This is a genomic window from Streptomyces viridiviolaceus, assembly GCF_014650995.1.
In the GTDB taxonomy this organism is placed as follows: domain Bacteria; phylum Actinomycetota; class Actinomycetes; order Streptomycetales; family Streptomycetaceae; genus Streptomyces; species Streptomyces viridiviolaceus.
The window spans coordinates 64,118-90,844 of sequence record NZ_BMWA01000021.1 but is presented as its reverse complement, the minus strand read 5'-3'; the positions used below and the strand labels follow the sequence as shown (position 1 = coordinate 90,844).

Sequence of the window (26,727 nt, the reverse complement as noted above, 5' to 3'; positions counted from 1 at the left end):
AAGTTGACGAAATTGTTGACGATCCATCGGGTCGGGTCGTACGTTCGCCTGCGCCGGGAACGTTCCGCAGACGGGAGACGTGATGAAGCGCAGGCAGATGGTGAAGGCGATGGCCGCGACCGCCGCCGTACCGGCGGTGACCGCCGCGACCGGACCCGCCTCGGCCACCGCGCGGCCGAAGGGCCGCGATCCGCTGGCGTTCGACCCCGACGCCCACACCACGCTCACCGCGTCAGTCGTCACGGACGAGGGCGAGAAGACGGTGACCTACCGCTTCTTCAAGGCGATCCCGTACGTCGCCGAGCCGGTGGACCTCACCTACCAGACCCTCAACGTGAGCGTGCCCGTGGCCGTCGACGGGCACCCGGTCGACGCCACCCGCGCACCGATCCTGCTCAGCAACGCGGTGGGCGGCTACATGCCCTCCTCGACGGCCGGCGCCACCGGCATCTCGCTGAACCGCCCCAATCCGCCGCTGGCCCTCGCCGCCGGCTACGTGGTGGTGGAACCCGGCGCCCGCGGCCGGACCCTGGTGGACGCGGACGGCACGTACTACGGCGTCGCACCGGCGGCCGTCGTGGACCTGAAGGCCGCCGTCCGCTACCTGCGGCACAACGAGGGCCGCATACCGGGGAACACCGACCGCATCGTCGCCACCGGCGTCAGCGCGGGCGGCGCCCTCACCTCGCTGCTCGGCGCCACGGGCGACAGCCGGAGCTACGAGCCGTACCTGCGCGCACTGGGCGCCGCCGACGCGAGCGACGCGATCTTCGCCGCCGCTCCCTACTGCCCGATCACCGACCTCGAACACGCCGACATGGCCTACGAATGGAACTGGGGCGGCAACCCGCTGGCCGGCGGCTCGCCGGTCGACCAGTCCCTCTCCCGGGAGCTGCGCGGGCAGTTCGCCGAGTACCAGGCGTCGCTGCGGCTCGACGGCCGGGGCGGATTCGGCCGCCTCACCGCGCGCAACTACGACACCTACCTGGTGAGCACGTACCTGGAACCGTCGGCCTCCCGGTACCTCGCCGCGCTGGCGGACGACGACCGGGCGCGCTACCTGGCCGCCAACCCGTGGATCGACTGGAACGGCCACCGGGCGTCCTTCGCGTGGGCCGACTTCCTCACCCACGTGGGCGCGCGGAGGAAGAACGTGCCGTCATTCGACGCCTTCGACCTGTCCACCCCCGAGAACAACCTCTTCGGCCGGGGCACCACCAGGGCCCGCCACTTCACCCCGTGGAGCCTGCGCAAGGCCACCGGCGACGACCGTGCCCGGCTCGACGCCGACCTGCGGGAGCAGCTCGGCCTGATGAACCCGATGCCCTCCCTGGCCCGCCGCAACCCGCACCGGGCGCGGCACTGGTTCATCCGTGTGGGCACCAAGGACAGCGACACCTCGCTGACCGTGGTCGGCAACCTCGCCGCGGCCCTGGAGAACCTGGGTGACGACGTCGACGCCTTCATGTACTGGGACGGCGGACACGGGGTGAACCTGGACGCGCCCGACTTCATCGACTGGGTCGGCAGGGTCTGCCGCTAGCCGGACGGCGGCCGGCCGGGCACCCCGGCCGGCCGTCCCGTCCCGTCCCGGCAGGTGGCCTAGCGCCGGCTCCGTACGAGGAGGTACAGGAAGTAGGGCGTACCGATGACGGCGGTCATGAGTCCGGCGCCGAGCTGGGCCGGGGCGATCACCGTGCGCCCGAGCAGGTCGGCCGCGCAGACCAGGGAGGCGCCGAGGAGGATCGCGACGGGGACGGCCCGCACGTGCCGCCGGCCCACGAGGGCGCGTGCCGCGTGCGGTGCCACGAGCCCGACGAATCCGATGGTGCCCGCGCAGGCCACGGCGGTCGCGCTCAGTACGACGCTCAGCACCAGGAAGCCCAGGCGGCCCCGCGCCGGCCGCAGGCCGAGCAGCCGCGGCGTGTCCTCGTCCAGCGAGACCAGGTCCAGTTCGGTGCGCCGGGCGACCGTCACGGCGATGCCGACGAGCAGCGCCAGGGCGACCGGCACGATGTCCGGCATGGTCCGCCCGTAGGTGGAACCCGACAGCCAGGTCAGCGCCTTCGTGGCGTTGAACGGGTCGGTGAGCACGATCAGCAGGCTGATCAGCGCCGTCGTCGCGGATGCGACGCCGATGCCGACGAGGACCAGCCGGTTCTGCTGGAAGCCGCCCCGTGCGGCGAGCCCGAAGACGACGACCGCGGTGACCCCGGCCCCCGCGAACGCGGCACCGGCGACCGCCCACGTCCCGGTGACCGGCGCGCCGGTCACCAGGACCACGGCGCCCAGCGCGGCGCCGCCGGACACGCCCAGGACGCTGGGCTCCGCGAGGGGGTTGCGGGTCACGGCCTGCACCAGCGTGCCCGCCAGGGCGAGCGCCGCACCGGCGCAGAGCGCGGCGAGCACCCGGGGCACCCGCGTGTCCAGGACGAAGGAGACGGTCCGGCCGGCCCGCCCCTGCGCCCAGTTGACGACGTCGCCGAGCAGCAGCTTGGTGTCGCCCACGAGTACGGCGGCGACCACCAGACCGACGAGGACGGCCACCAGGACGGCCACCGTGGCCACGAACACGCTACGGCTCGGGATGCGCAGCCGGTCCGGCGCACCGGCCCCGGCGGTGTCCCGCAGCCGCAACGCCATCACGACCAGGAACACGGCACCGACCAGGCTGGTGACGACACCCGTGGGCACGGCCACCGCGAGGTCGTCCGCCACCAGCGCCCGCAGCAGCACGTCCGAACCGAGGACCAGGGCCGCGCCGGTGAGCGCGGCCGCCGGCATGGTCGTACGGGATCGCGCGAATCCGCGGAACCGGCGGGAGAGCGGGCGGACGAGGGCGGGTGCGCACAGGCCGACGAACCCGATGGGCCCGGCGAGGGTGACCGCGGCGGCGGACAGCAGCGCGGCCAGGACGACGACCGTGACCCGGGTGGCCCGCACCGGGACGCCCAGCCCGCGTGCGGCGTCGTCGCCGAGGGCGAGCGCGTCCACCCGTCGAGCCGTCAGCAGCAGCCCGGCCAGGCCGATCAGGGCGATGGGCAGCATCTGCAGGACGCCGTCGAAGCCGTTCTGGCCGATGCTGCCCTGGTTCCACTGGTAGAGGCCCTCCGTCTGCTCGGGGAACAGCAGGAGCAGTCCCTCCGTCATGGAGTTCAGGCCGAGCATCAGCGCCGTGCCGGCGAGGACGAGCCGGACCGTGCCGGTGCCCAGGCCGGACAGGCCGAGCACGACGGCTGCGGCCGTCAGGCCCCCGGCGAAGGCGACACCGGAGGAGGCGAACAGCGGGAGGGAGGTGCCCGTGGCGCCGACCAGCCCGAGGGCCAGGTAGGAACCCGCGTTCACCGCGAGGGTGTCGGGGGAGGCGAGCACATTGCGGCTGACCGCCTGCAGTACGGCGCCGGCCGTGCCGAGCACGGCGCCGACCAGGATGCCGGCGGTCATCCGCGGCAGCCTGGAGGCGATGACGACGGAGGCGTCGTCGGGATCGGCCTGCCCGGTCAGGGCCTTGAACACCTCGGCGGGTCCGACGGCGGAGGTGCCCTGCGCGATGTCGACGACCGCGAGGACGGCGACCAGCAGGACGAGCGCGGCCGTCACCGCGGCCGTGCCCGTCCGGGACGTGGCCGTCGACGGACGTGCGGCGGGTTTCGTTGCGGTGACGGCCATGACCTCGCTACTTCGTCAGCGCGCCGACGACGGCGTCGACGTACGCCTGCATGGACGCGGGACCGCCGAACATCCAGATGCCGTCGTCCAGCCGGTGCACGTTGCCGGCCTTCACGAACGGCAGGGACTTCCACACGGAGTTCTCGGCCAGGGCGCCGGTGAACGGCGTGCTGTTCTTGTCGCCGTCGCTGCCGATGTAGGCGAACCGGACGTCGTCCGGGAGCTCGGTCAGGCCCTCGACGTCGGTGGAGCCGAGGCCGTAGCTCTCGTCGCCCTTCGTCCTCCAGGCGTTCTTCAGACCGATCGCCTCGTTGACCTCACCGATGAGGGAGGTCGCGGTGTAGGGACGGATGGAGACCTGGTTGGAGGTCACGTAGCCGTCGGCGAAGGCGATCTCCTTGCCGGCCATCCGGGCGTCGGCCAGGGCCTTCTTGCCCTCGGCGACCTTGGCCTCGAAGTCCTCGCGCACCGTCTCGGCCCGGTCCGTGGTCCCGGTGGCCTCGGCGATCAGGTCGACGTTCTCCAGCATCTGGTCGATCTGGCCGGTGCCGTCGGCGGACTTCACCTCCAGCACCGGAGCGACGTCGCGCAGCTGCTTCACGGCGGCGGGCGGCAGGTCGGTGGTGGCGACGATGAGGTCGGGCGAGAGCGAGGCGATGGTGTCCATGCTCGGCTCGCCGCGGGTGCCGATGTCCTTCGGCTCGTTCGTCAGCGGGGCGGAGGTGTCCCAGGTCCGGTAGCCCTTGACGTCGGCGACGCCGACCGGGTCGACACCGAGCGAGACGAGGCTCTCGACGACGTTCCACTCGGTGGCGACGACCTTGGTGGCCGGGCCGTCGAGCTTCACCTCGGCGCCCTTGCCGTCCGTGAGGGTGATGGCTTCGGAGGTCTTCTTCTCCGACTTGTCGGCGGCCGGCTCGGTGGTGCCGCAGGCGGCAAGGGTGAGCGCCGCGGCCGTGACGGTGGCCGCGGTGAGGAGGGTGCGTCTCATGAGGTGGTGCCGAGCCTTTCGCGTCGGGTGTGGTGGCGGCCGATCGGGCGGGTGCGCAGCCGGCCGGTGAGGGGATCGGTGTCGACGTCGATCCGGATGCCGTAGACGGCGGTCAGGCGTTCCGGCGTCAGCACGTCCTCGGGCAGGCCGTCGGCGACGATCCGGCCCGCTTCGAGGAGCGTGATCCGGTCGGCGACGGCCGCGGCCTGGTCGAGGTCGTGCAGGACGACACCGACGGCGATCCCGTGGTCGTCCGCCAGGTCGCGGATGAGGTCGAGGAGTTCGATCTGGTAGCGGAGGTCGAGGTAGGTCGTCGGCTCGTCGAGGAGCAGGACGCCGGTCTCCTGGGCGAGACAGCTCGCGAGCCACACCCGCTGCAGCTGCCCGCCGGACAGGTGGTCGGCGCCGCGGTCGGCGAGCCGGTCGACGCCCGTGAGGGCGAGCGCCCGGTCCACCGCGGCCGGACCGTCCGGGTCGGGCCGGCCCCAGCGGCCCCGGTACGGGTAGCGGCCGAACTCGACGACGTCGCGCACGGTCAGCCCGCTGGGGGCGGGCCGGCCCTGGGTCAGCAGGGCGACGTACCGTGAGAAGTCACGGGCCGTCAGCGCCAGGCCGTCGGTGTCGGCGTCGATCCTGAGCGTGGCGCTGCGGGGACGCTGCAGCCGCGCGATGGTCCGCAGCAGCGTCGACTTGCCGCTGCCGTTCGGACCGACCAGGACGGTCACTTCACCGGGCCTGAGTGTGACCGCCGCGTCGTGCACGACGTCCACGCCGTCGTACGACACGGTCACGCCCGTGGCCGACAGCTCATGACCGCGCAGCCGGGAGGTGCCGGCCGCCTCTTCACCAGATCTCACGAAGCGAAGGTTAGCCTAACCTAAGAAGTGCTGGTAGGGCCGGGTCTGCCGGGCCGTCCGCGGCCGGACGGGGGCACGCTCAACTCGCTTGCCCGCAACGGTGGTTCCACAGCCCGGAGCGGCGCAGGGACTGCGGGCAGTGCAGATGGATCTCGTCGATCTCCAGGACGAGGGCCGGCGTGGGGCGCCGGTCCTGCTCCGTCGTGGCGTCGAAGAACGGGGCGTCGGTGAGGATCCGGGCGCGGCCGTTGACCCGCAGGACCTCCTTGCGGCCCGGTATCAGGTACAGCAGGCCGGCGTGCGGGTTGTCGAGGATGTTGTGGAAGCTGTCGCCGCGCCGGTTGCCCGGCCGGTCGGGCAGGGCGAGCGTGCCGCGGCCGAGGACGTGGGTGAAGCCCGGAGCGTCACCGCGCGGGGAGACGTCGCAGTTGCCGTGTGCGTCGGACGTGGCCAGCAGGCAGAAGGGTGAGCGGGCCAGGATGTCCAGGTCCTCGTCGGTGAGCCGGTCGTGGACCTTGCGCCGCACTGCGCGGATCATCGTACTGCCCCGCCGTCGGGGCCATGTGCCGTACGTTCAGGGCGAGTTGAGGTCGACGGGACCTGCTCCGTGCCCGGGATCCGCAGGGTCGGCGGAGGCCGGTGGCGCCACTCGCGGTCCGCGTCGGTGATCTCCCGCACCACGCGCGCCGGTGTCCCGGCGACGACCACCATGGGCGGCACGTGCGCCGTCACCACGCTGCCCGCGCCGACCACCGAGCCCCTTCCGATCGTGACTCCCGGCATGATCATCGCGCCGGTCCCGATCCACACGTCGTCCTCGATGCGCACCGGCGCCGAGAACTGCGTGCCGTCCCGGCGCAGATCCGGGTGGACGGGATGGCCGGTGGTGCTGACGGTCACGTGCGGGGCGAACATCACGCGGTCCCCGACGACGACCTCGACGTCGTCGACGAGCGTGAGACCGAAGTTGACGTACACGTCGTCGCCGAGGTGCACGCGGTTGCCGTAGGCGACGTGGAGCGGCGGCTCGATCCACACACCCGCGCCCACGGCGGCGAACATCCTCTCCAGGAGCGCCCGGCGGCCCTCCTGGTCACGTGGAGCGGTCCGGTTGCAGGCGTCGGCCGGCTCCTTGCCCCTGAGCCGCTCCTCCTCCAGGCCCTCCGGGCCGGGCGCGGCGTCGCAGTAGAGCTCCTGCGCCGCCATCCTGCGGCGGACCTCGCGCTCGCGCGGGTCGACGGTCATGCGGTCTCCCTTCGGTCGATGCGTGCGCGGACGGCCCCGTCCGCACCGCCGGGGAAGGAGGGCGCGGACGGGGCCGTGCGGGGTGCTGCTCAGTCGGTGCCGGTCAGGTCCGTCACCGTCCAGCTTCAGGAGCTCGGCAGCCGCAGGACGGCGACGTCCCTGGGGCCCAGGGCCACGGCGCCGTCGGCGCCGATGGTGCCGAGCAGGGCCTCTCCGGTGACGCCGGGCACGGACACCGCGTCGTCCGTGCGGTTGACCAGGAACAGGAACCGGCCCTCGGGGCCGCGGCGCACGGTCGCCTCGACCAGCCCGCGCACCTCGGCGGGCAGCTCACTGCTCACTCCGGCCGGTTCCAGCAGCCGTGGCAGCAGCGAGGCCAGCCCGTCGACGCCGAGCCGGGTGGAGACGTAGGCGGCGGAACCGGCGCCCGTCGGACGCCGGGTGACGGCGGGGCGGCCGGCGTGCACGCCGGTGCGGTAGCGGGCCAGGACCTCGGTCTCCGGGGAGGTGGCGGTGATCCGGTCGGTCCACAGGCCGCCGGTGGTCGCGTCGTCCAGCTCCACGGTCCGTCCGGCGGGCAGCGGGCCGAACTCCTCGACGCGGATGCCGAGCAGCTCGCGCAGGGCGCCCGGGTAGCCGCCGAGCCAGACGTGGTCGTGTTCGTCCACGACACCGGAGAAGTACGTGGTGACCAGGTGCCCGCCCTGCTCGGCGTACCGCGTGAGGTCCTTGGCGAGCTCGGCGGGGACCAGGTGCAGCACGGGCGCGATCAGCACCTGGTGGCGGCTGAGGTCGGCGCCCGTGGGCACCACGTCGGCGCGGATGCCGAGGGAGAGCAGCGCGGAGTACCACTCCAGCGCCTCCCGGTGGTAGTCGAGCAGCGAGGTGGGGTGCGAGTCCTGCTCGCTCGCCCACCACGACTCCCAGTCGAACAGGATGCCGACCTCGGCGGGCTCCCGTTCGGACCCGGCCACCGGCGCCAGTGCCTTCAGCGTGTCGCCGAGCGCGGTGACCGCGCGGAACAGGTCGCTGTCCGCGCCGGCGTGCGGGACCATCGCCGAGTGGTACTTCTCGGCGCCGGCCGCCGACTGGCGCCACTGGAAGAAGCAGACCGCGTCGGCGCCGTGCGCCACGTGCGTCAGCGAGTCCCGGGCCAGCTCGCCCGGCCGCTTGGCCAGGTTGACGGGCTGCCAGTTCACCGCGCTGGTGGAGTGCTCCATCAGGAACCAGGGCCGGCCGCCGGCGATGCCGCTGGTGAGATTCGCCGAGAAGGACAGCTCGTCCCGTTCCCGGGGGCCGGGCACGACGTAGTGGTCGTTGGCGACGAAGTCCACCTCGGCGGCCCAGTCGGCGTAGTTCATGCCCTTGGTTCCGGGCATCACCATGAAGTTGGTGGTGACCGGCACGTCGGGCGTGAGCTCCCGCAGGATCTCCCGCTCCGCCCGCAGATGCTCCTTCAGTGCGTCGGAGGAGAAGCGCTTGAAGTCCAGCTGCTGGGTGGGGTTGGGGTGGGAGGCGGCCAGCCTCGGCGGCAGGATCTGGTCCCAGTCGCTGTAGCGCTGCGACCAGAACGCCGTGCCCCACGCGTGGTTGAGGGCGTCCAGGGTGGTGTGACGGGTGCGCAGCCAGGCGCGGAAGGCCCGGGCCGCGTCGTCGGAGTAGTCGTAGACGTTGTGGCAGCCCAGCTCGTTGGAGACGTGCCAGGCGACCAGGGCGGGGTGGCCCGCGTAGCGGGTCGCCATCGCGCGGACCAGGCGCAGCGCGTGTTCACGGAAGACCGGCGAGGTGGGGCGCCAGTGCTGGCGCGCTCCCGGCCACACCGCCTCGCCCCGGTCCGTGACCGGCAGGATCTCCGGGTGGGCGGTGGTCAGCCAGGGCGGCGGGGAGGCGGTGGCGGTGGCCAGGTCCACGCCTATGCCGTTCTCGTGCAGCAGGTCCATGACCTCGTCGAGCCACGCGAAGTCCCAGGTGTCGGGGCCCGGCTGGATACGGGCCCAGGAGAAGATGGCCACGGAGACGATGTTCACGCCGGCCTCGCGCATCAGCCGGACGTCCTCCTCCCACACCTCCCGGGGCCACTGCTCGGGGTTGTAGTCGGCGCCGAAGGCCAGGCGGGGGGCGGGTGCGCCGTCCGGTCCGCGCTGCAGGCGGGACAGGAGGGTGGAGATCATGGCGGTCCTTCCGGTGGGGTGCGCGGTGCAGGGCGGCGCGGGGAGCCGCGCCGCCGCGGGGGATGCCGCCGCGCGTGCTACTTCTCGACGGTGAAGCCCTGCTCGTTGCCGTACGCGACCGAGGCGTCCTGCCAGGACTTCAGGCCGTCCGCCAGCTCGGTGCCGGAGACGTACGCCTTGCCGACGGTGTCGTTGAATATCGAGTTGGCGTACACCTGGTAGGGCAGGTACGACCAGTCGTCGGCGACGTTCGCGGCCGACTCGGCGAAGATCTTGTTGGCCTGCTGGCCGCCGAAGTACGGGAACTTCGTGTCCTGGAACTCCTGGGAGGTCAGCTGCGCGGTCGTCGCGGGGAAGGCGCCGGCCTCGACCCGGGTCTGCACGCCCTTGCCGGCGTTGGCGTACTCGACGAAGGCGTAGGCCAGCTCCTGGTTCTTGCCGAGCTCGGGCAGGGCGAGCGCGCTGCCGCCGTTCTCGGCGCCGGCCTTGCCGCCCGCGGTCCACTGGGGCAGCGGGGCGACGCGCCAGTCACCGGCGGCCTCCTTCACCCCGGAGGCGAGGTTGGCGGGCATCCAGGCGCCGATGGCGAGGGTCGCGATGCTGCCGTCGCCGAAGCGATCGGAGCGAGGAAGACCAGGGCGAACACGGCCACGAAGGGACCGAGGAAACCCCACCCCGTCCAGGAGCGGCGGTCCCGTCTCGCCGGGGGTGGTGCCGGCCGGGGCTCGGCGGCCACCGGCGGTTGCAGCGTCGTCATGTCGTTCCTCGCTCGTCCACGTCCTGGAGCACCGCGATGTTTACGTAAACATCGCGCAGCGCGAAAAGGGCACCGGCCTGTAATGTTTACGTAAACATCTGATGGCGGCATGTCTACACTGCCCCGATGACGACGGTCAAGGGTCCCTGTCGAACAGGACCTGACAGCGACAGAGAGGTGGCGGACGGAGAGTGGACACGGCTGAGGGAGTCCCGGCGAGTGCACCCGCGCGGCGCAGGCGCGGCCGGGACCGGACGGCCTCCATGGCCGATGTGGCCCGGCTGGCGGGGGTCTCCTCGCAGACCGTCTCCCGCGTGTCCAACGGCTACGCCGGCGTGACCGAGGAGACCCGGCAGCAGGTGCTGGCGGCCATGAAGGAACTGGGCTACCGGCCCAACAGTGCGGCCAGGGCGCTCAAGAGCGGTGAGTTCCGCACCATCGGCGTGATCACCTTCAGCCTGTCCACCACGGGTAACGTGCGCACCCTGGAGGCCATCGCCACCTCGGCGGCGCGCGAGGGGTACGCGGTGACGCTGCTGCCGGTCGCCGTCCCCACGCAGGACGAGGTGCGGGGCGCGTTCACCCGGCTGGAGGAACTCGCCGTCGACGCGGTGATCGTCATCATGGAGGTGCACCTGCTGGACGCGGCGACCGTCAGACTGCCGCCCCACGTCCAGGTCGTCGTGGTCGACTCCGACGCCGGCGACCTCTACACGGTCGTCGACACCGATCAGGCGGGCGGCACCCGCGCCGCCGTGCGGCACCTCCTCGACCTCGGGCACGAGACGGTCTGGCACCTGGGCGGACCGGAGGGCTCCTTCGCCGCCCAGCGCCGGACCGACGCCTGGCGGGCGACGCTCGCCGAGGCCGGCCGTACCGTGCCACCGCTCGTCAGGGGCGACTGGTCGGCGGAGTCCGGCTACCGGGCCGGCCTCGATCTCGCGGCCCGCGAGGAGTGCACGGCCGTCTTCGCGGCCAACGACCAGATGGCCCTCGGCCTGCTGCGCGCCCTGCACGAGCGGGGGCGGCGGGTGCCCGAGGACGTCAGCGTCATCGGCTTCGACGACATACCCGAGGCCGGCTCCTTCCTGCCGCCGCTGACCACCGTCCACCAGGACTTCGCCGAGGTGGGGAGGCTCTGCGTGGAGGCCGTCCTGCGCAAGATGCGCCAGGACGGCCCGGAGCGGGGCACCACGCTCGTGCCGACCCGGCTGGTGACCCGGGCGAGCACGGCTGCGCCTCCCGCGCCGAGCGCACCCCGGTCCGCACCCGCCCGCTGAGCCCCGCCCCGTTTACGGGCCACCGGGCAGGCAACCCAGAACCCACCGTTCCTCCCGCTGTCCAGGAGTGCCCCATGACCCGAGTCACCGACCACGTCGTCGCGCCCGCCGGCCCACCGCACCCCGAGAAGGAGCGGACCCGGAACGCCGGGCACCTGCCCGGCCGGGAGCGGCGGTGAAGGGCGTACGGCGGACCGGGCGCGGCGCTGCGCACCGCAGGCCGTCCGCCGGCGACGTGGTGGTCGTCACCGGGGCCGGCGCCGGCGTCGGCCGGGCGACCGCCCGGGCCTTCGGCGCGCGCGGCGCCGCCGTGGCCCTGATCGCACGCGGCCGGAACGCCCTGGAACAGGCGGCCGAGGAGGTCCGGAAGGCCGGCGGGCGGGCGCTGCCGCTCGTGGTGGACGTCGCCGACGCGGAGGCGGTGGACGCGGCCGCCGCACGGGTCGAGGAGGAACTGGGCCCCATCGACGTCTGGGTCAACGCCGCCTTCACCACCGTCTTCGCACCGGTGGCGGAGGTCAGGCCGGAGGAGCTGAGACGGGCCACGGAAGTGACGTACTTCGGCTTCGTCCACGGCACCCAGGCGGCCCTGCGGCGCATGCTGCCGCGCGACCGGGGCACCATCGTCCAGGTCGGCTCGGCCCTGGCCCAGCGCAGCGTTCCGCTCCAGGCGGTGTACTGCGGGGCCAAGCACGCCATCCAGGGCTTCACCGAATCCCTGCGGTGCGAACTGCTGCACGACCGCAGCGCAGTGAACGTGACCATGGTCCAGATGCCCGGGCTGAACACGCCCCAGTTCAGCTGGGTCCTCAGCAGGCTGCCCCGGCATCCGCGCCCGGTGGCCCCGGTCTACCAGCCCGAGGTCGCCGCCGAGGGCGTCCTGCACGCGGCGGACCACCCGCGGCGCCGGGAGTACTGGGTCGGCGGCTCCACGGTCGCCACCCTGCTCGGCCAGAAGGCCGCCCCGGGACTGCTGGACCGCTACCTGGCCCGGACCGGCTACGACTCGCAGCAGACGGACGACCCCGTCGAGCCGTCGCGGCCGGTCAACCTCTGGCAGCCGGTGGACGACGCCCGGGCCGACTACGGGGCGCACGGCCTCTTCGACGACGAGGCGCACCCGCGCAGCCTGCAGTTCTGGTTCTCGCGCCACCGCCGGCCGCTTGCGCTGGGCGCCGCCGTGGCCGCCGCGGCGGCCGCCGCCGTGCTGGCCGGCGGTGCCGGCCGGCGAGCGGGGTCCTGCCGCGCCCGGCGGCCGGCAGGTCAGCTGCGATCGCGGCGTGGCCACCAGTGGTGCTCGCAGAACCAGCGGCCGACCATCGCGCCGCCGTAGACGACGAAGCCGACCCCGATGAGCCACGACTCCACCACGAGCACGATGCCGACCGTGCCGTAACTGATCGCGTTGTCGAGGATGAGCGGCGTGAAGACCAGGTAGGAGAAGCCCCGCAGGCCGATCAGTCCCACCATGGTGGCGATCGCCCCCGGCAGCAGAGCCCGCCAGCGGACCTGACTGCCCAGGAGGAAATGCTGTCCCCACCAGAAGAACAGCATGCCGGAGGAGACGGACAGCGCGATCCGCACCGATCCGTGCACGGCGGTCCGCGTCTGCACCTCCTGATACAGGTAGGCGGTCAGCGCGGCCACCCAGGTCAGCTGGCGCCAGACGCGGTGCCACGGACCGGAGGGCAGACCCCAGATGCGCTCGTAGCCGTTCTGCACGCTCCCCGCGAAGGACACGCCGAACACGGCGAGCGCGATACCGCCCCACACGCTCGTGGTACCGACCACCTCGGTCGGCGGACTGATGATGTCGGTCAGCACCCGGGCGGACCGTCCCGACAGCCCCATGCCGTCGGCCAGCCACGACGCGAAACCCCCGCGCCCCAGCGGATCGGCGGCGGCCACCACGATCAGCAGCGGTGCGAGGGTGACCAGGGCGAGCGTGGCGAACCCCATGGCCCGGTGCATCAGTTCCAGTTCCCGGCCGCGCCGGACGAGAGCCGACGCGGCCAGCCACTCCCACGCATGGTGGAGCAGGCTCCGGTACCGGTTCACGGGGTGCTCCTCGGGCGGTCCTCCGATGGCTCGCGGATGCGGACATGAGTGACCCGTGACCGCTCGTGACAAACGTGGCCCGGAGTACGCGGGTGGCAAGCGGGACGGACCGGCATGGCCCGCCCCAAGCGGGGAACCGGCTCGGGGGAGTCCGTGTCCGAAGGAGTGCGTGATGACGCCGGTGGCCGACTGATGGGAAGCGACGCGACGGCCGGAGGCACCGCGTTCGGCGCGTGCCCGGTCGAGGCGGTCGACGTGCACGCCTTCGAGGTCCCCACCGACGGCCCGGACGGCAGGGAGCAGGACGGCACCCTGGAGTGGGACTCCACCACCGTCGTCCTGGTCCGGGTGCACGCCGACGGCAGGACCGGACTGGGGTACACCTACGGCGACGTCTCGGTCGCATCGTTCGTGCGTTCGAAGCTCGCGCCGGTGGTCGTGGGCGGGGACGCCTTCTCGCCGCCCGCCCTGTGGCAGCGGATGGGCGCCCGGATCCGCAACGCCGGGCGGCCCGGTGCCGGAGCCATGGCGCTCTCCGCCGTCGACGTGGCGCTGTGGGACCTCAAGGCGCGGTTGCTGGGACTTCCGCTGGTCCGGCTCCTCCCGGCCTACCACGACCGGGTACCGGTGTACGGCAGCGGCGGCTTCACCAACTACTCCACGGACCGCCTCACCGGCCAGCTCGCCGCCTGGGTGGAACGGGGCATCCCCCGCGTCAAGCTGAAGACCTCGCGGGAACCGGAACGCGACCCGCACCGCCTGACCGCCGTACGCGGGGCGATCGGTACCGAGCCCGAACTGCTCACCGACGCCAACGGCGCCCTCGGCCGCAAGGAGGCCCTTTACTGGGCACGGCGGTTCCACGAGGAGTGGGACGTGCGCTGGTTCGAGGAACCCGTGGCCTCCGCGGACCTGGAAGGACTGCGGCTGCTGCGCGACCGGGGACCCGAGCGCCTCGACGTCGCCGCGGGGGAGTACGCCTTCACCCCGCAGGACTTCGTCAACCTCGTGGACGGACCGGCCGTGGACTGTCTCCAGGCCGACGTCACCCGGTGCGGCGGCATCACCGGCGTACTGGAGGTCGCCGGGCTGTCGGCCGCCCAGCACCTCGACCTGTCCGCGCACTGCGCCCCGGCCGTGTCCGCCCACGCCTTCTGCGCCGTGCGCCGGCTGCGGCACCTGGAGTACTTCCACGACCACGTGCGCGTCGAGCGGCTGCTGTTCGACGGCATCCTGCCACCCGTCGGCGGCGCCCTGCGGCCCGACACCGGCCGGCCCGGGCTGGGGCTGGACGTCAAGTGGGCCGACGCGGAGCCCTACCGCGTCCGGGGGACGCGGCCGGCCTGACCGGGCCCGCGGCGGCCCACGAACGCGTCACGGGTCCATGTCCTGGCTCTGCCGCATCCGCTGGTTGTGCCACGCGATGCCACGGCGTATCTGCGGCTCGTGCAGACCGGTCTCCCAGGCGAGCTGCTGCATGGTGAGAGCCGTCGGGCCCGTGGTCAGGGCCCGGGAGACCTTCGCCGCCCACAGCTCCTCCTGCACGAACGGGCGGTGCCGGTAGCCCTGCGCGATCGTGTCGAAGTGGTCGTTGCCGCACGCGGTGACGAGCCGCAGCCCGTCGTCCCCGTCGTGCTCGGGGTGAGCGGCGGACGAATCCTGCACGTATCCGCGCACCGCCCGGTCCTCCGGGAACACGGCGGCACACAGGTCGCACAGCTCCACGCGTACGGATGTGTCGGCCTGCCGCTCTTTCCTGCGCCTGCGCTTCCACATCGCGACTCCCAAGACCATCGCTCGGCGGGTCGACGCCGTCGTGCCGGGTCGTGATCGGCGTCCGCCATCCGGAGTACCCGGTGGGCGGGGAGCAAACGCGGGTCCCGGGGGGCCGGGGCGGAACGCGGGTGCCGGCGCGGTCGCTCCGCCCGGCACCCGCGGGCGGTCAGCCGCGGTCGAGGCCGGCCGGGCCCGTGAGCGTGACCGGCAGCTCGAAGAGGTCGTTCTGCGTGACCACCGGCTTGTTGCGCAGCTCCGACGCGGGCACCGCCAGATCGAGCCGGGGGAAGCGCGCGTACAGGGCCGGGAGGGCCACTTGGGCCTCCAGACGGGACAGGGCCGCGCCGGGGCACACGTGCGGGCCGTGACCGAAGGAGATGTGCCGGTTCTTCGACGTGCGGGTGATGTCGAACTCGCCCGCCGTCGGCCCGTGCGCCCGTTCGTCGCGGCCGATCGCCCCGTACGACACGATCAGTGCGTCCCCCGCGGGGATCACCTTGTCGCCGACCGGGACGTCCTCGGTCGCGAAGCGGATCAGGACGTGCGAGGTCGGCGTCGACCAGCGCAGGGTCTCCTCGATCACCGCGGACCAGTCGGCCTGACCGGACAGCACCAGGTCCCGCTGGTCGGGGTGGACGGAGAGGTTGACCACCGAGTTGACGATCAGCGAGATCGTCGTCTCGTGGCCGGCGGCGACCATCAGCTGGAGCGTGGAGACGATCTCCTCGTCGGTGAGGTGGTCGCCGTCCTCGGAGGCGAGGATCAGCGCGCTGGTCAGATCGTCGCCGGGCGCGGCGCGCTTCGCCGCGACCGTGTCCGCCATGATCCCGGCCAGCTCGGTGAGGGTCGCGACGACCTCCTGGGGCGGCGTCTGGGTCGAGAAGAACTTCTCGAACAGCATCTTCAGCCGGGGAAGCCGAGCCTCCTCGATGCCCATCAGGTCGGCGACGACGTACATGGGCAGCGGGTAGGCGAAGGCCGCCTTGAGATCGACGACGCCGCCGTCCGCGGGCAGTTCGTCCAGCAGCCGGTCGGTGAGCTCGGTGATCCGCTTGCGCATGTGCTCCACGCGCCGCGGCGTGAGTGCCTGGGCGACCAGCGTGCGCAGCCGCCGGTGCTCGGAGCCGTCCACGGTGAGCATGGAGCGGCCGGGGTTGGCGAGCCCGATCAGCGGCCAGTCCGCGGGGATCTCGCCCCGCTGCCAGGCGCCCCAGACGTTGATGTCCTTGACCAGGCGCGGGTCCGTCAGCAGCGCCTTGGCCTCGGCGTGGTGGGTGACGGCCCAGACCGGGACGCCGCCGGGCAGCTCCACGGCGGCGAGCGGCCCCGCCGCGCGCAGCCGGGCGCTCTCGCCGTCCAGGTCGGTGACGAACGGGTCCAGCGGTATGCGGGCTTCTTCGGTGCCGGTCGTCATGCTGACGTGCCTCCCAGGGCAGGGGTCGGGGTGAACCGCACGGGCAACTCGGTCAGCCCCCGCAGCCAGGGCGAGGGGCGACGGGTGAGGGACTCGGCGGGCACCGCCAGGTCGATGTCCGGCAGCCGGTCGAGGACGACCTCGATGCCCGTCCGCGCGATCACCTCGGCGACCTCCTGCGCGGGGAAGGGGCAGCGGTGCTCGCCGTGGCCGAAGGAGAAGTGCGCGTTGTTGCCGCCGGTGAGCGCGGAGCCGTCGGTGCGGACCTGAGGGTCGGAGTTGGCGCCCTGCAGACCGAGCAGCACCAGGTCGCCGGCGCGGATACGACGCCCGCCGAGGTGGGTGTCGCGGGACGCCCAGCGCCCGGCCACGTTCTGCGTGGGCGTGTCCTCCCACAGCACCTCGTTCATCGCCTCGGCGATGCTGTTGCGCCCGCCGAAGAGGGAGGCGGCGAAGCGGTCGTCGGTCAGCATCAGGCGCAGCGAGTTGCCGATCCAGTCCGCGGTCGGCTGGTGGCCGGCGGCCATCATCACCATCAGGTCCTGCGCGATCTCCTCGTCGCTGAAGCCGCTCTCGTCCGCCAGCATGCGGGAGGCGACGTCGTCGGCCGGCGACTCCTTGCGCTCGGCGATGAGCTGCGCCATCGACGTGGCCAGATGCGTCTGGCCGGCGATGGCCCGCTCCCTGCCGTCGATCATGTCGTTCAGGGCGGTGACCAGCGCGGGACCCTGCTCGTCGGAGAAGCCGTACAGCCGGGTCAGCACCCGCACCGGCAGCAGCATGGCGTAGTCGCCGACGAGGTCGGCCTCGCCGTCGGCGCAGAGCCGGTCGACCAGCTCGTCGGCGAACCGCTCGGCGTGGCGGCGCAGTTCGTGCGGGTCGACCGCCTCGAGCGCGTTGCTCACCATGGCGGCGCGTTCGCGGTGGCGCTCGCCGACGGTGTAGAGGATCGACGGCTGCTTGCGGCCGATCATCGGCAGCAGGGGCCAGTCGTCGGGGATGTTCTCCCACTGGTTCCACAGGTCGGAGTCCCGGCTGAACAGCACCGGGTCGCCGGTCACCTGGTGCAGCTCACGGTAGCCGAGCACCAGCCAGGCGGGCACGTCCCCGTCGAGCAGCACCGGCGTCACCGCGCCGTGCTCGCGACGCATCTGCCGGTACAGCACGGCGGGTTCGGTCTGGAAGCGCGGGCCGCCGAGCGGTACGGCGTCGGGGGCGTCGGTGCTCACACGAACTCCTGTCGGGGCCGGGCCGCCTGGCCGGCGTAGTAGGCCTGGAGGTGCTCCACCAGGGCGATCAGCACCTGCTTGCTGGACTCGCGGGACCGGGCGTCGCAGGAGACCAGCGGCACCTGGGGATCCAGGTCGAGGGCGTCGCGGACGGCCGCGGGGGAGTGCTGGGGCCCGCCGAAGTCGTTGCAGGCCACGATGAACGGCGTGCCGTGGTGCTCCAGGCGGTCGATGGCGTACCAGGAGTCGTCGATGCGGCGGGTGTCGACGAGGACCACCGCGCCGAGCGTGCCGGAGAACAGCCGGTCCCACAGGAACCAGAACCGCTCCTGGCCGGGCGCGCCGAACAGGTACAGCACGTTGCGCGCGTCCAGGCTGATCCGGCCGAAGTCGAAGGCGACGGTGGTCGCGGTCTTGCCGCGCACCTCGCTGATGTCGTCGACCGCCTCGCCGGCCTGCGTCATCGTCTCCTCGGTGTTGAGGGGACGTATCTCGCTCACCGAGCGGACCAAGGTCGTCTTGCCGACGCCGAACCCGCCCACGACCACGATCTTCAGGCCGTTGTCGGCGGACGCACCCAGGGGGGTACGGACGTCAGAGGTTGCGGAGTCCAACGAGCACCTGCTCCAGGATGTCGGGGTCGGGAACGGCTGCCTTGCGCGGGTGGCGTGCGCTCACGCGGCCCGCTGCGTGGAGGTCGGAGAGCAGGATCCGGGTGATGCTCACCGGGAGCCGCAGCTCGGCGGCGATCTCCACCACGGCCGTGGGCGCCTGGGTCATCCTGAGGATCGCCACGTGCTCGGACTGCATGCCGGGCGTCGGCTCGCACTCGGCGACGACCAGGGTGACCAGGTCGAAGGGGCTGTCGGGGCCCGACCGGCTGCGTCCACCGGTGAGGGTGTACAGACGGTCGGGCGCGTCGTCCCTGCCGGGCCGGCTCATGAGGTGCTGCGGGGCTGCGCGGTCAGGTGCTCGCCGAGCTGTTCCACCAGCTCGCTCATGTTGTGGCCCACGAGGCCCGCGTCCGCGTCCTCGCCGGTGACCACGGCGAGGTGCGCGCCCTCGCCGGCCTCGACGATGAACAGGACCCCGCCGTAGAACTCCGTCATGGCCGAGCGCACTCCGCCGCTGCCGTCGCCGAACTCCACGGACGCGCCGTGGGACAGCGACTGGATGCCGGCGGCGATCGCGGCCAGCTGGTCGGCCTGGTCGACGGTGAGCTCCGGGGTGCGGCACAGCTTCAGGCCGTCGCGGGAGAGGACGAGCGCGTGTCGCGCGCCCGGCGTGCGCTCCAGGAGCCCCTCGATGAGCCAGGTGAGCTTCTCGTCGGCGGTGGTCGTGCCGGTCATGGAGTGGTGTCGCCTTCCGGGTGCGCGTGCGAGTGGGACGGGTGGTCGAGGGCCGTCTCGGCCGGTGCGGGTGCGGCGCCGCCGGCCGGTGGCGCCGCACCCGCGTCCGTGGCCGGGTCCTGCGGGTCGTTGGGGCCGGATCCGGTGGCCCGGACGGCCTGGCGGAAGCTGCTGAAGCGGGCCGCGCGCACCTTGGCGTCGTCGGCGGGCGGTGTGGCACGCGGCTCGGCGGGCCGGGCGCCGGCCCGGGCGCGCTCGGCGGCGGCGAGCGTGCGTCCGCGCCGCCGCTTGGGCAGACCCGCGGGCGCCTCGGCCGTCTCGCGGTCGGCGGTCCCGTGGCCCGGCAGCGGGGCGGGGTCCTCGACGGCGGTGGCGTGCGCCGTGGCGGGCGGTTCGGCGGGGCGGGGCGGGTCGGCCGGGGCGGGTCGTGGCGGGCTCGCCACCGGGGCCGGTCCGGTCAGGATGTCCTGGGGGATGAGCATGAGCACCCCCGTGCCGCCGCGCGCGGACGGCCGGAAGGAGACCTTCAGGCCGTACTTGACGGACAGCCGGCCCACCACGGCCAGCCCCAGTCGGGTACCGGTCAGGCCGCCCAGACCGGCGACGTCGCCGGACACCGCCTGCTGCGCCCGGCGCAACTGCACCTCGCCCATCACCAGCCCGCTGTCCTCGACGGACACGATGACGCCGGACGGCACTTCCTCGACGTACACGTGGACCTCGGCGGTGGGCGGCGAGAAGTTCGCGGCGTTGTCGAGGAGTTCGGCCAGCGCGTGCATGACGCCCTCGGCGGCGTGTCCGGCCACGGCGGTGTCGCTGGCCGAGTGCACACGCACCCGCTGGTAGCCGGCGATGCGTCCCATGGCGCCGCGCAGAATGGACTCCATACCGATCGGCCGCGCCCAGCGGCGCCCGGAGCGGGCGCCCGTGAGGACGGCGACGGAGTCGGCGAGCCGGCCCGCCTGCGCGGTGCGGTGGTCGAGGTGGAGCAGGTCGGCGAGGACCTCCTCGTCGCTGTGCCGTTCCTCCATGGCGCGCAGGTCGGCGAGCATGCCCGTGGCCAGGGCCTGCATCCGGCCGGCCGCGTTGGCGGTCGCGGAGACGGCGGCGGCGCGCTCTCTGGTGGCCCGGTCGAGTTGTGCCCGCAGCCGTGCGGCCTCCTCGGTGAGCCGAGCCGTCTCCTGGGCCCGCTGGTCGGCGAGAATCGCCCGGTCGCGGTCGAACTCCTCCGCCAGCCGTGCCCGCTCCCGCTCGAACTCCTCCGTGAGCCGGGCCTGTTCCCGGCCGAGCTCCGCCATGAGCCGGGCCCGTTCCCGGCCGGCGTCCTCCCGCAGGCGCTCCTGCTCCTGACGGGACTGCTCGACCAGCCGCGCACGCTCCTGCGCGAGGTGTCCGGCGCCGGCCTCGGCGGCCTCCAGCCTGCGGCGGGTGAGCCGTGCCGTGCGTACGGCGTGGACGGCCACGGTCACGGCCGCGCACAGCAGGATCGCCGCGGCGCTCGCTCCCAGGCCGAGCGGAGCGCGTACCGAGGACGGCGCCGCCGCGACGGCGCCGCCGACGACGAGTGCCGACACCACTGCGCAGGGCAGGGTCACGGCCGCGAGGGTGCGGAGAGCGGGTCGGTCGCCGGGGCGGGCGGGCGCGGTCATCTATCGGGTCCTCGCCAGGCCGCCGGAGCGGCCCTCGTGTCGTCCATGGGGGGCGGGTGCAGAAGGATACGTTCACGCGACACTCAAGTCGCGATCACTATACGAGAGTTCCTGATCGCTATGAGAAGGGTCTCGCTCAATCATTGCCTTCGTCGTGCCATCCGCCGTGGCCCGCCCGGGACTTCACGGCCCGGTGACCAGACGACGCGGTTCACAGACGCTCGTTCGCCACGTCGTCCTCGTCCGGCGGCCGCCCGGTGCGCAGGCGGCGCCGGGCCTGGAGCAGCCGCAGCCGGTCCAGCCGCGAGATGACGGGGGAGGCGGTCACGCCGTGCAGGACGACGGAGGCGAGGACGGTGAAGGTCACCACGGCCCACAGGTCCTCGGCGGGCACGTGGAAGCCCTCGGCACCGAGTGCGTGGGCGAGGTAGAACAGCGAACCGATGCCGCGGATGCCGAAGAAGGCGGTCACCAGGCGTTCCCGGGGGCCGGCCGCCGTTCGGAACTGGGCGACCCAGCCGGTCAGCGGCCGGGCCACGAGGAGCACCAGCAGGCCCACGGCCGCGCCCTGCCAGGTCAGCGAGGCCAGGGCGCCCTGTGCGACGTGGACGCCCAGCAGGAACAGCAGCCCGGCGGTGAGCAGCCGTTCCACCTGTTCGACGAAGTCGTGCAGCACGGCGTGGTAGCCGTGGTCGCGTTCGGCGGCGCGGATCCGGCAGGCGGTGACGAAGACGGCCAGGAAGCCGTACCCGTGGAGGAGTTCGGTGAGGCCGTAGGACAGGAACGTGGCGCCCAGCGCGACGAAGCCCTCCCGGTGTTCGGACAGCCGCACGGCCTGTCGGCCGGCGCGGAAGAAGAGCCAGCCGAGCAACGTGCCCACCGCCAGACCGGTCAGTACCCCGGCCACGCACCCGTACACCAGGTCGACCAGCAGCCAGCGCCCGACCCAGTCGCCGGACAGGCCGGTGCCCGCCGCCGCGGCCAGCGCGATGGCCGCCATGACGACGGGGAAGGCGAGCCCGTCGTTGAGGCCCGCCTCGCTGGTCAGCGCGAAGCGCACCTCGTCCTCGTCGTGCTCGGAGTCGGTGGGCGCGCCGACCCGCACCTCGGAGGCGAGCACCGGGTCGGTGGGCGCGAGAACGGCCGCGAGCAGCAGCGCGGCGGCCGGCGGCCAGTCCAGCAGCCACCAGGCGAGGGCGCCGGTCGCCGCGATGGTCAGCGGCATGGTGACGCCGATCAGCCGCCAGGGGGCGCGCCAGCGCCGCAGGCCGAAGGGGCGGTTGAGGGCGAGGCCCGCGCCCATCAGCGAGATGACGACGCAGATCTCGGTCAGATGCTCCACCCAGGCCCGGTCGCTCACCGGGTCGATCTCGGGCAGCGGCGCGGGCGTGGACTGCAGGGCGATCCCGCAGACCAGGAAGACGAGCGGCATGGACAACGGTCTGCCGGCCACCAGCCGGGGCAGTACGGCCGCCGCGAGCGCACCGGCCCCGAGCAGGGCGAAGAGGAAATCGGCCGAGGTCACCGGTGACGTGTGCCCGCTGCCCTGCGGCCGTACGCCGCCCGAGTGGCTGAATCCGCCGGCCCACGGCGCGTCAGCTCAGCCCGCCCTGCTCGCAGACCCGGCGGGCGACGTCGCGGAGCTTGACGTTGTGGTCCTGCGAGTAGCGGCGCAGCGCGGCGAACGCCTGGTCCTCGGTGAGGCGGTGGCTGCCCATGAGGATGCCCATGGCCTCGCCGATGGTGTGCCTGGTGCCGATGGCCTCCTGCAACTGGGCGTGTGTCCGGGCGCTGGAGAAGGCGACCGCCGCATGGGAGGCCAGCAGCCAGCCGGCGGTCTCGCTGGCCTCGGTGAACGCACCGGGCCGGCGGGAGTAGAAGTCCAGGGCTCCGAGATCCTCGTCCTCGGTGAACAACAGGATTCCCATCATGCTGCCCAGTCCCAGCCTGCGCGCCTCGGGGACGTACGCGGGCCACCGGTGTGCTTCGTCGGTGAAGTCGGCGATCCGGTACTGCCGCTGCCCCGTCGATCTGCGCGCCGCGTCGAAGCACGGCCCTTCGCCCAGTGACTCCTGGAGCCGGTCGCTGTCGACGACCACCTGGTCCGTCGGGGCGAGGGACTGCACCTTCCTGCCGCGCAGGATGAGGATGCCGGCGGCGTCGCAGCCCTCGACCAGTTCGGTGGCCGAAGCGGTGATCCGCTCCAGGGTGGCGCTCAGCGACTCCTGTGCGAGCAGATCGCGCGCCAACGACGCCATCTGCTCGGCGAACCCACGCCAGTCCATGCCCTGCTCCTCGCCCTGTCGGCCTGACGCGAGCCCGAGAGCGTGGACGCGCCTCCAGGACAGTTTCGGACGCCGGGGCCGAATACGCCATCCTGGCTCGTGTCCGGCGTCCGCGACGGCGGGTCCGGTTCAGCGGCGGATCAGGCCGAGGCCGGTGGCGGTGGCGACCGCCGCGGTGCGGGAGTCGACGCCGAGCTTGGTGTAGACGCGGCCCAGATGGGACTTGACCGTGCCCTCCGTCAGATGGAGCCGTTCGGCGATCTGCTGGTTGGACAGCCCCTCGGCGACCAGGGAGAGGACCTCCGTCTCGCGGCGGGTCAGCGACGTGTGCGGCTCGCGCAGGCGGGTCATGAGCCGGTCCGCGACGGTGGGGGCAAGAGTGGTCCGTCCCGCGGCGGCGGTGCGCACCGCCGCGGCCAGGTCCTCCGGCGGTGCGTCCTTGAGGAGGTATCCGGTGGCGCCGGCCTCGATGGCCGGCAGTGTGTCGGCGTCGGTGTCGTACGTGGTGACGATCAGGACGCGCGGCGCGCCGGAACGCGCCGTGATGGCGGCGGTGGCCTCGGCGCCGGTCATGCCCCTGCCGAACTGCAGGTCCATCAGGACGACGTCGACGTCCCCCCGGTCCGCCCGGGTGACGGCCTCCTCCGCGGTGGCCGCCTCGGCGACCACGGTGAGGTCCTCCTCGGTCTCCAGCACCGCGCGCAGTCCCGCGCGGACGACGGGGTGGTCGTCGGCGAGCAGCAGACGGATCGGGGTGGCGGCGGTCCGGGTCACGTCTGGGCCTCGTGGTCGTCGGGGGCCGGGAGCCGGGCGGTGAGGGTGGTGCCGCGTCCGGGTGCGGACTCGACGGTGAGCGTGCCGCCGACGGCGTGCATGCGGGCCCGCATGGCGGCCAGCCCGAAGCCGCCGCCCTCCGGGCCGGGCGCGGGCACGGCGGCGGGGTCGAAACCGACCCCGTCGTCGGTGACGTCGAGTGCGACGGCGTCGTGGAGAAAGTCCAGCGTGACCTCTGTGGTACGGGCGTGGGCGTGGCGGACCGTGTTGGCCAGGGCGGACTGGGCGATGCGCAGCAGGGCGACCTCCTGCGCGGTGGTCAGCGGACGGGGCCGTCCGGCGAGGCGGAACCGGACGGCCGGCCGGTGCCGGTCGCCGGTGGTGGCGCACAGCCGGTCGAGGGCGTCGGCCAGGGTCGTGCCGTCCAGGGCGGGCGGGGAGAGGGCGGCGACGAACCGGCGGGCCTCGGCGAGGTCGTCCATCGCGGCCTGCCGGGCCTGGCCGACGTACCTGGTGGCGGCCTCGGGCCGGTCGGGCAGGGCCCGCTCGGCCGCCCGCAGCAGCAGTTGGATGCTGGTCAGGCCCTGGGCCAGGGTGTCGTGGATCTCCCGGGCGAGGCGTTCGCGTTCCTCCAGCACACCCGCGGCGCGCTGGGCGTCGGCCAGGTCGGCGCGGGTCGCGGTGAGCTCCTCGATCAGCCGGCGCCGCTGCTCGCTCTCGCGGTACAAGGCCTGGTAGCCCCACACCACCGCCACGGCCACCGCGGCCCCGAGCGCCGGACCGATGGCGGTGGCCGCCGTGAACGTGCCCTGGTGGACGGAGAAGGCCGCGATCGCCGCGACCGCCGTCGCGCTCACCGCCGCCAGATCGGCACGGCGGGGGAGCAGATGGAGCTGGACGAAGTAGAGCGGGAACGCCAGCCACACGCCGTCGGCGGACAGGACCAGCAGCACGAGCCACACCGCCCCGACCCCGGCCAGCCACACCGCGGCCGCCCGGCGGGAGCCGCGGACCGCGGGCAGCACGGGCCCCACGGCGTACACCGCACCGACCACCGCGGCCACCGCGACGACGGCGGGCGCGTGCGGACGGCTCTCCGCGACCGCCCGCACCGCCGTCAGGGCGAGCAGGCCGGCCACGAGCAGGTGCAGGCTCCGGGCCAGGGCCCGGGTGGTGGGAGTCAGCGCGTTCACGATCCTCCCAGCCTACGGACCTCGCCGGGGGCCGGGCATCCGACGAAAGTGAGAACCCGGCACGCACCCTTCGGCCCGCGAAGTCCCGGCCCGGGGCGGATGCCTGCGGGGCTCTCGCCCGGCGAGGGTGGGAGGGCGTCGGCTCGTGGCCGGCGTCCCCTCCGTCCATCCCGCTGTTGCCGAAAGGGCGCGCGAGACGTGTTTGTCGCCTTCAGAGACCTGATGTTCGCCAAGGGCCGGTTCGCCCTGATGGGAACCGTCGTCGTACTGATCACCCTGCTGGTCGGGCTGCTGTCCGGCCTGACCGCCGGCCTGGCCCGGGAGAACGTCTCCGCCGTCACGTCCCTGCCCGCCGACCGGATCGCCTTCGCCGCACCGGGCGGCGACCAGGAGCTGTCGTACGCGGACTCCACCGTCACCGAGGCGCAGTGGCGGCAGTGGGCCGGGGCACCCGGCGTGCGTGGTGCCGAACCGCTGGGGATCGTCACCACCCGGGCCACCGCGGACGACCGCAGCACCGGTGTGTCGGTCTTCGGCGTCGAACCCGGCTCCGGGCTGCCCCCCGACGGCGCCCGCGTCGACGACCGTACGGTCGTGATGTCCACCGGCGCGGCCGATGCGCTCGGCGTGCGTGCGGGCGACACCGTCCTGCTGGCCGGCCGGCGGCTCACCGTCGCCGCCACCGGCGGTGACGCCTCCTTCAGCCACACCCCCGTGGTGTGGACGAGCCTGCGCACCTGGCGGACGATCGCGCCGCCCGCCGGGGCCGCGGACGGGCCCACCGCCACGGTGATCGTCCTCGACACCGCCTCCGGCGCCGACCTCGCGGCGACGGACCGGGCGGCCGGCACGAGGACCGTCACCAAGGCCGACTCGCTCTCCGCGATCGGGTCCTACGCCTCCGAGAACGGCTCGCTGCAGCTGATGCGCGGATTTCTGTTCGCCATCTCGGCCCTGGTCGTCGGCGCCTTCTTCACCGTGTGGACGATCCAGCGCAGCGGTGACATCGCCGTGCTGAAGGCCCTGGGCGCCACCACGGCCGGACTGCTGCGCGACGCCCTCGGCCAGGCCGTCGTCCTGCTGACGGGCGGCACCCTGGCCGGCTCCGCCGCTGCCGCCGCGATCGGCGCCGCCGTGGCCGGCTCGGCCGTCCCCTTCGTCCTCACCCCCGCCACCGTCCTCGTCCCGGCCGCGGTGATGGTCCTGCTCGGCGTGCTCGGGGCCGCCCTCGCCGTCCGCCGCATCACCTCCGTCGACCCGCTGACCGCCCTGGGGAGCGCCCGATGAGCCTGCACCTGACCGACATCACCCTCACCTACCCCGACGGCGACAGCCGGCTGACCGCCCTCGACCGCGTCACCCTGCACGTTCCGCGAGGCTGCCTCACCGCCGTCATCGGCCCCTCCGGATCCGGAAAGTCGAGCCTGCTGGCCGTCGCCGCCACCCTCGTCACGCCGGACTCGGGCACCGTCTCCGTCGCCGGCACCGACACCAGCGGCATGAGCCGCGGCGACCTGGCCGACCTGCGCCGCCACCGGATCGGCATCGTCTTCCAGCAGGCCAACCTCCTGCCGTCGCTCACCGCCGTCGAGCAGTTGCAGGTCATGGCCCACATCGACGGCCGCAGGCCGAGCACCGTCCGGGGCCGGGCGATGGACCTCCTCGACGCGGTCGGCCTCGCCCACCTGGCCGACCGCCGGCCCCAGCAGCTCTCCGGGGGCCAACGCCAGCGCGTCGGCATCGCCCGCGCCCTGATGAACGACCCCGGCGTGCTGCTCGTCGACGAGCCCACCAGCGCCCTCGACCACGAACGGGGCGCCGCCGTACTCGACCTGCTCGCCCGCCTCACCCACGAGCGGGCCACCGCCACGGTGCTCGTCACCCACGACCAGGCCCTTCTCTCCGTGGCCGATCACGTCGCCGAGGTCCACGACGGTCGCCTGGGCCGCTCCGCGCCGGCCCGCTCCGCGCCGGACCGCTCCGCGCCGGCCCGCTGAGCGGGCGGACGCCGGGCCCGGGCCCTGGACCCT

The 26,727-nt window shown here is 73.5% G+C and carries 24 protein-coding genes and 2 pseudogenes; 6 read left to right on the top strand and 20 right to left on the bottom strand.

Annotation, left to right across the window (positions count from 1 at the left end; translation table 11 throughout):
• Positions 1 to 82: 82 nt before the first annotated feature.
• Positions 83 to 1,543, top strand: coding sequence for a subtype B tannase (locus IE260_RS28175; protein WP_189876776.1), 1,461 nt, complete (start codon positions 83 to 85; stop codon positions 1,541 to 1,543).
• Between the two features lie 59 nt (positions 1,544 to 1,602).
• Here the strand turns inward: IE260_RS28175 and IE260_RS28170 are convergent, their stop codons facing one another.
• The 8 genes and pseudogenes from IE260_RS28170 to IE260_RS43170 form a co-directional block, all read right to left on the bottom strand.
• Complete coding sequence (locus IE260_RS28170) at positions 1,603 to 3,669, bottom strand: iron ABC transporter permease (RefSeq protein ID WP_189876773.1); 2,067 nt, start codon at positions 3,667 to 3,669, stop codon at positions 1,603 to 1,605.
• A gap of 7 nt (positions 3,670 to 3,676) precedes the next feature.
• Positions 3,677 to 4,660 carry an iron-siderophore ABC transporter substrate-binding protein gene (locus tag IE260_RS28165; RefSeq protein ID WP_189876770.1) on the bottom strand — a complete coding sequence of 328 codons (984 nt, stop codon included), beginning with the start codon at positions 4,658 to 4,660 and terminating at the stop codon, positions 3,677 to 3,679.
• Positions 4,657 to 5,517 carry an ABC transporter ATP-binding protein gene (locus tag IE260_RS28160; protein WP_189876767.1) on the bottom strand — a complete coding sequence of 287 codons (861 nt, stop codon included), beginning with the start codon at positions 5,515 to 5,517 and terminating at the stop codon, positions 4,657 to 4,659. Before IE260_RS28160 ends, IE260_RS28165 begins: the two co-directional genes overlap by 4 nt.
• A 79-nt stretch (positions 5,518 to 5,596) precedes the next feature.
• The gene (locus IE260_RS28155; RefSeq protein ID WP_189876764.1) at positions 5,597 to 6,055 is read right to left on the bottom strand and encodes an MSMEG_1061 family FMN-dependent PPOX-type flavoprotein; all 459 of its coding nucleotides are present in this window, start codon (positions 6,053 to 6,055) and stop codon (positions 5,597 to 5,599) included.
• A complete protein-coding gene (locus tag IE260_RS28150) occupies positions 6,052 to 6,762 on the bottom strand; it encodes a sugar O-acetyltransferase (RefSeq protein ID WP_189876761.1) in 711 nt (236 codons plus the stop codon). The genes IE260_RS28155 and IE260_RS28150 overlap by 4 nt, the downstream gene beginning before the upstream one ends.
• Positions 6,763 to 6,887: 125 nt before the next feature.
• Positions 6,888 to 8,933 carry a beta-galactosidase gene (locus IE260_RS28145; protein ID WP_189876757.1) on the bottom strand — a complete coding sequence of 682 codons (2,046 nt, stop codon included), beginning with the start codon at positions 8,931 to 8,933 and terminating at the stop codon, positions 6,888 to 6,890.
• 77 nt (positions 8,934 to 9,010) lie between these two features.
• A pseudogene (locus IE260_RS28140) lies at positions 9,011 to 9,544 on the bottom strand (type 2 periplasmic-binding domain-containing protein); the annotation flags it as partial.
• 2 nt (positions 9,545 to 9,546) lie between these two features.
• Positions 9,547 to 9,801: pseudogene (locus IE260_RS43170) on the bottom strand (hypothetical protein); the annotation flags it as partial.
• Between the two features lie 80 nt (positions 9,802 to 9,881).
• Here IE260_RS43170 and IE260_RS28130 point away from each other — a divergent pair.
• Positions 9,882 to 10,970 (top strand): LacI family DNA-binding transcriptional regulator, encoded by a 1,089-nt coding sequence (locus IE260_RS28130; protein WP_189876753.1) that lies wholly within the window; start codon positions 9,882 to 9,884, stop codon positions 10,968 to 10,970.
• Positions 10,971 to 11,145: 175 nt separating this feature from the next.
• A complete protein-coding gene (locus IE260_RS28125; RefSeq protein WP_189876750.1) occupies positions 11,146 to 12,303 on the top strand; it encodes an SDR family oxidoreductase in 1,158 nt (385 codons plus the stop codon).
• Here the strand turns inward: IE260_RS28125 and IE260_RS28120 are convergent.
• Complete coding sequence (locus IE260_RS28120; protein ID WP_189876748.1) at positions 12,234 to 13,028, bottom strand: YhjD/YihY/BrkB family envelope integrity protein; 795 nt, start codon at positions 13,026 to 13,028, stop codon at positions 12,234 to 12,236. The genes IE260_RS28125 and IE260_RS28120 overlap by 70 nt on opposite strands.
• A gap of 192 nt (positions 13,029 to 13,220) precedes the next feature.
• Between IE260_RS28120 and IE260_RS28115 the strand changes: the two genes are divergently transcribed.
• The gene (locus tag IE260_RS28115; RefSeq protein WP_189876746.1) at positions 13,221 to 14,375 is read left to right on the top strand and encodes an enolase C-terminal domain-like protein; all 1,155 of its coding nucleotides are present in this window, start codon (positions 13,221 to 13,223) and stop codon (positions 14,373 to 14,375) included.
• A gap of 27 nt (positions 14,376 to 14,402) precedes the next feature.
• Here IE260_RS28115 and IE260_RS28110 read toward each other — a convergent pair whose 3' ends face one another.
• The 11 genes from IE260_RS28110 to IE260_RS28060 form a co-directional block, all read right to left on the bottom strand.
• Positions 14,403 to 14,804 (bottom strand): hypothetical protein, encoded by a 402-nt coding sequence (locus IE260_RS28110; protein ID WP_189876744.1) that lies wholly within the window; start codon positions 14,802 to 14,804, stop codon positions 14,403 to 14,405.
• 166 nt (positions 14,805 to 14,970) lie between these two features.
• Complete coding sequence (locus IE260_RS28105) at positions 14,971 to 16,218, bottom strand: cytochrome P450 family protein (RefSeq protein ID WP_189876742.1); 1,248 nt, start codon at positions 16,216 to 16,218, stop codon at positions 14,971 to 14,973.
• Positions 16,215 to 17,447 (bottom strand): cytochrome P450, encoded by a 1,233-nt coding sequence (locus IE260_RS28100; protein ID WP_189876739.1) that lies wholly within the window; start codon positions 17,445 to 17,447, stop codon positions 16,215 to 16,217. The genes IE260_RS28105 and IE260_RS28100 overlap by 4 nt, the downstream gene beginning before the upstream one ends.
• On the bottom strand, positions 17,444 to 18,061 hold the full coding sequence (locus tag IE260_RS28095; protein ID WP_229881375.1) for a GTP-binding protein: 618 nt from the start codon (positions 18,059 to 18,061) through the stop codon (positions 17,444 to 17,446). The genes IE260_RS28100 and IE260_RS28095 overlap by 4 nt, the downstream gene beginning before the upstream one ends.
• Entirely contained in the window at positions 18,042 to 18,389 is a 348-nt protein-coding gene (locus IE260_RS28090) for a DUF742 domain-containing protein (RefSeq protein ID WP_189876736.1), read from the bottom strand. Before IE260_RS28090 ends, IE260_RS28095 begins: the two co-directional genes overlap by 20 nt.
• Positions 18,386 to 18,796: a roadblock/LC7 domain-containing protein gene (locus IE260_RS28085; protein ID WP_189876733.1), complete on the bottom strand. Its 411-nt coding sequence runs from the start codon at positions 18,794 to 18,796 to the stop codon at positions 18,386 to 18,388. Before IE260_RS28085 ends, IE260_RS28090 begins: the two co-directional genes overlap by 4 nt.
• Positions 18,793 to 20,445, bottom strand: a complete 1,653-nt coding sequence (locus IE260_RS28080) for an ATP-binding protein (protein ID WP_189876729.1) — start codon at positions 20,443 to 20,445, stop codon at positions 18,793 to 18,795. The genes IE260_RS28085 and IE260_RS28080 overlap by 4 nt, the downstream gene beginning before the upstream one ends.
• Positions 20,446 to 20,656: 211 nt before the next feature.
• Positions 20,657 to 21,970 (bottom strand): cation:proton antiporter, encoded by a 1,314-nt coding sequence (locus IE260_RS28075; protein WP_189876726.1) that lies wholly within the window; start codon positions 21,968 to 21,970, stop codon positions 20,657 to 20,659.
• Positions 21,971 to 22,040: 70 nt separating this feature from the next.
• Positions 22,041 to 22,730 (bottom strand): GAF and ANTAR domain-containing protein, encoded by a 690-nt coding sequence (locus tag IE260_RS28070; protein ID WP_189876723.1) that lies wholly within the window; start codon positions 22,728 to 22,730, stop codon positions 22,041 to 22,043.
• A 129-nt stretch (positions 22,731 to 22,859) separates the two neighbouring features.
• The gene (locus tag IE260_RS28065) at positions 22,860 to 23,504 is read right to left on the bottom strand and encodes a response regulator (RefSeq protein ID WP_189876720.1); all 645 of its coding nucleotides are present in this window, start codon (positions 23,502 to 23,504) and stop codon (positions 22,860 to 22,862) included.
• Positions 23,501 to 24,697, bottom strand: a complete 1,197-nt coding sequence (locus IE260_RS28060; RefSeq protein ID WP_189876718.1) for a sensor histidine kinase — start codon at positions 24,695 to 24,697, stop codon at positions 23,501 to 23,503. The genes IE260_RS28065 and IE260_RS28060 overlap by 4 nt, the downstream gene beginning before the upstream one ends.
• 198 nt (positions 24,698 to 24,895) lie before the next feature.
• Between IE260_RS28060 and IE260_RS28055 the strand changes: the two genes are divergently transcribed.
• Positions 24,896 to 25,984, top strand: coding sequence for an ABC transporter permease (locus IE260_RS28055; protein ID WP_189876716.1), 1,089 nt, complete (start codon positions 24,896 to 24,898; stop codon positions 25,982 to 25,984).
• A complete protein-coding gene (locus IE260_RS28050) occupies positions 25,981 to 26,694 on the top strand; it encodes an ABC transporter ATP-binding protein (protein ID WP_189876714.1) in 714 nt (237 codons plus the stop codon). The genes IE260_RS28055 and IE260_RS28050 overlap by 4 nt, the downstream gene beginning before the upstream one ends.
• Positions 26,695 to 26,727 lie beyond the last annotated feature (33 nt).

Bases quoted from the DNA above. Each gene is read 5' to 3' on its own strand.
- IE260_RS28175 (WP_189876776.1), top strand. From the start codon at position 83: ATGAAGCGCAGGCAGATGGTGAAGGCGATGGCCGCGACCGCCGCCGTA.
- IE260_RS28170 (WP_189876773.1), bottom strand. From the start codon at position 3,669: ATGGCCGTCACCGCAACGAAACCCGCCGCACGTCCGTCGACGGCCACG.
- IE260_RS28165 (WP_189876770.1), bottom strand. From the start codon at position 4,660: ATGAGACGCACCCTCCTCACCGCGGCCACCGTCACGGCCGCGGCGCTC.
- IE260_RS28155 (WP_189876764.1), bottom strand. From the start codon at position 6,055: ATGATCCGCGCAGTGCGGCGCAAGGTCCACGACCGGCTCACCGACGAG.
- IE260_RS28150 (WP_189876761.1), bottom strand. From the start codon at position 6,762: ATGACCGTCGACCCGCGCGAGCGCGAGGTCCGCCGCAGGATGGCGGCG.
- IE260_RS28145 (WP_189876757.1), bottom strand. From the start codon at position 8,933: ATGATCTCCACCCTCCTGTCCCGCCTGCAGCGCGGACCGGACGGCGCA.
- IE260_RS28115 (WP_189876746.1), top strand. From the start codon at position 13,221: ATGGGAAGCGACGCGACGGCCGGAGGCACCGCGTTCGGCGCGTGCCCG.
- IE260_RS28110 (WP_189876744.1), bottom strand. From the start codon at position 14,804: ATGTGGAAGCGCAGGCGCAGGAAAGAGCGGCAGGCCGACACATCCGTA.
- IE260_RS28105 (WP_189876742.1), bottom strand. From the start codon at position 16,218: ATGACGACCGGCACCGAAGAAGCCCGCATACCGCTGGACCCGTTCGTC.
- IE260_RS28090 (WP_189876736.1), bottom strand. From the start codon at position 18,389: ATGAGCCGGCCCGGCAGGGACGACGCGCCCGACCGTCTGTACACCCTC.
- IE260_RS28085 (WP_189876733.1), bottom strand. From the start codon at position 18,796: ATGACCGGCACGACCACCGCCGACGAGAAGCTCACCTGGCTCATCGAG.
- IE260_RS28080 (WP_189876729.1), bottom strand. From the start codon at position 20,445: ATGACCGCGCCCGCCCGCCCCGGCGACCGACCCGCTCTCCGCACCCTC.
- IE260_RS28070 (WP_189876723.1), bottom strand. From the start codon at position 22,730: ATGGACTGGCGTGGGTTCGCCGAGCAGATGGCGTCGTTGGCGCGCGAT.
- IE260_RS28050 (WP_189876714.1), top strand. From the start codon at position 25,981: ATGAGCCTGCACCTGACCGACATCACCCTCACCTACCCCGACGGCGAC.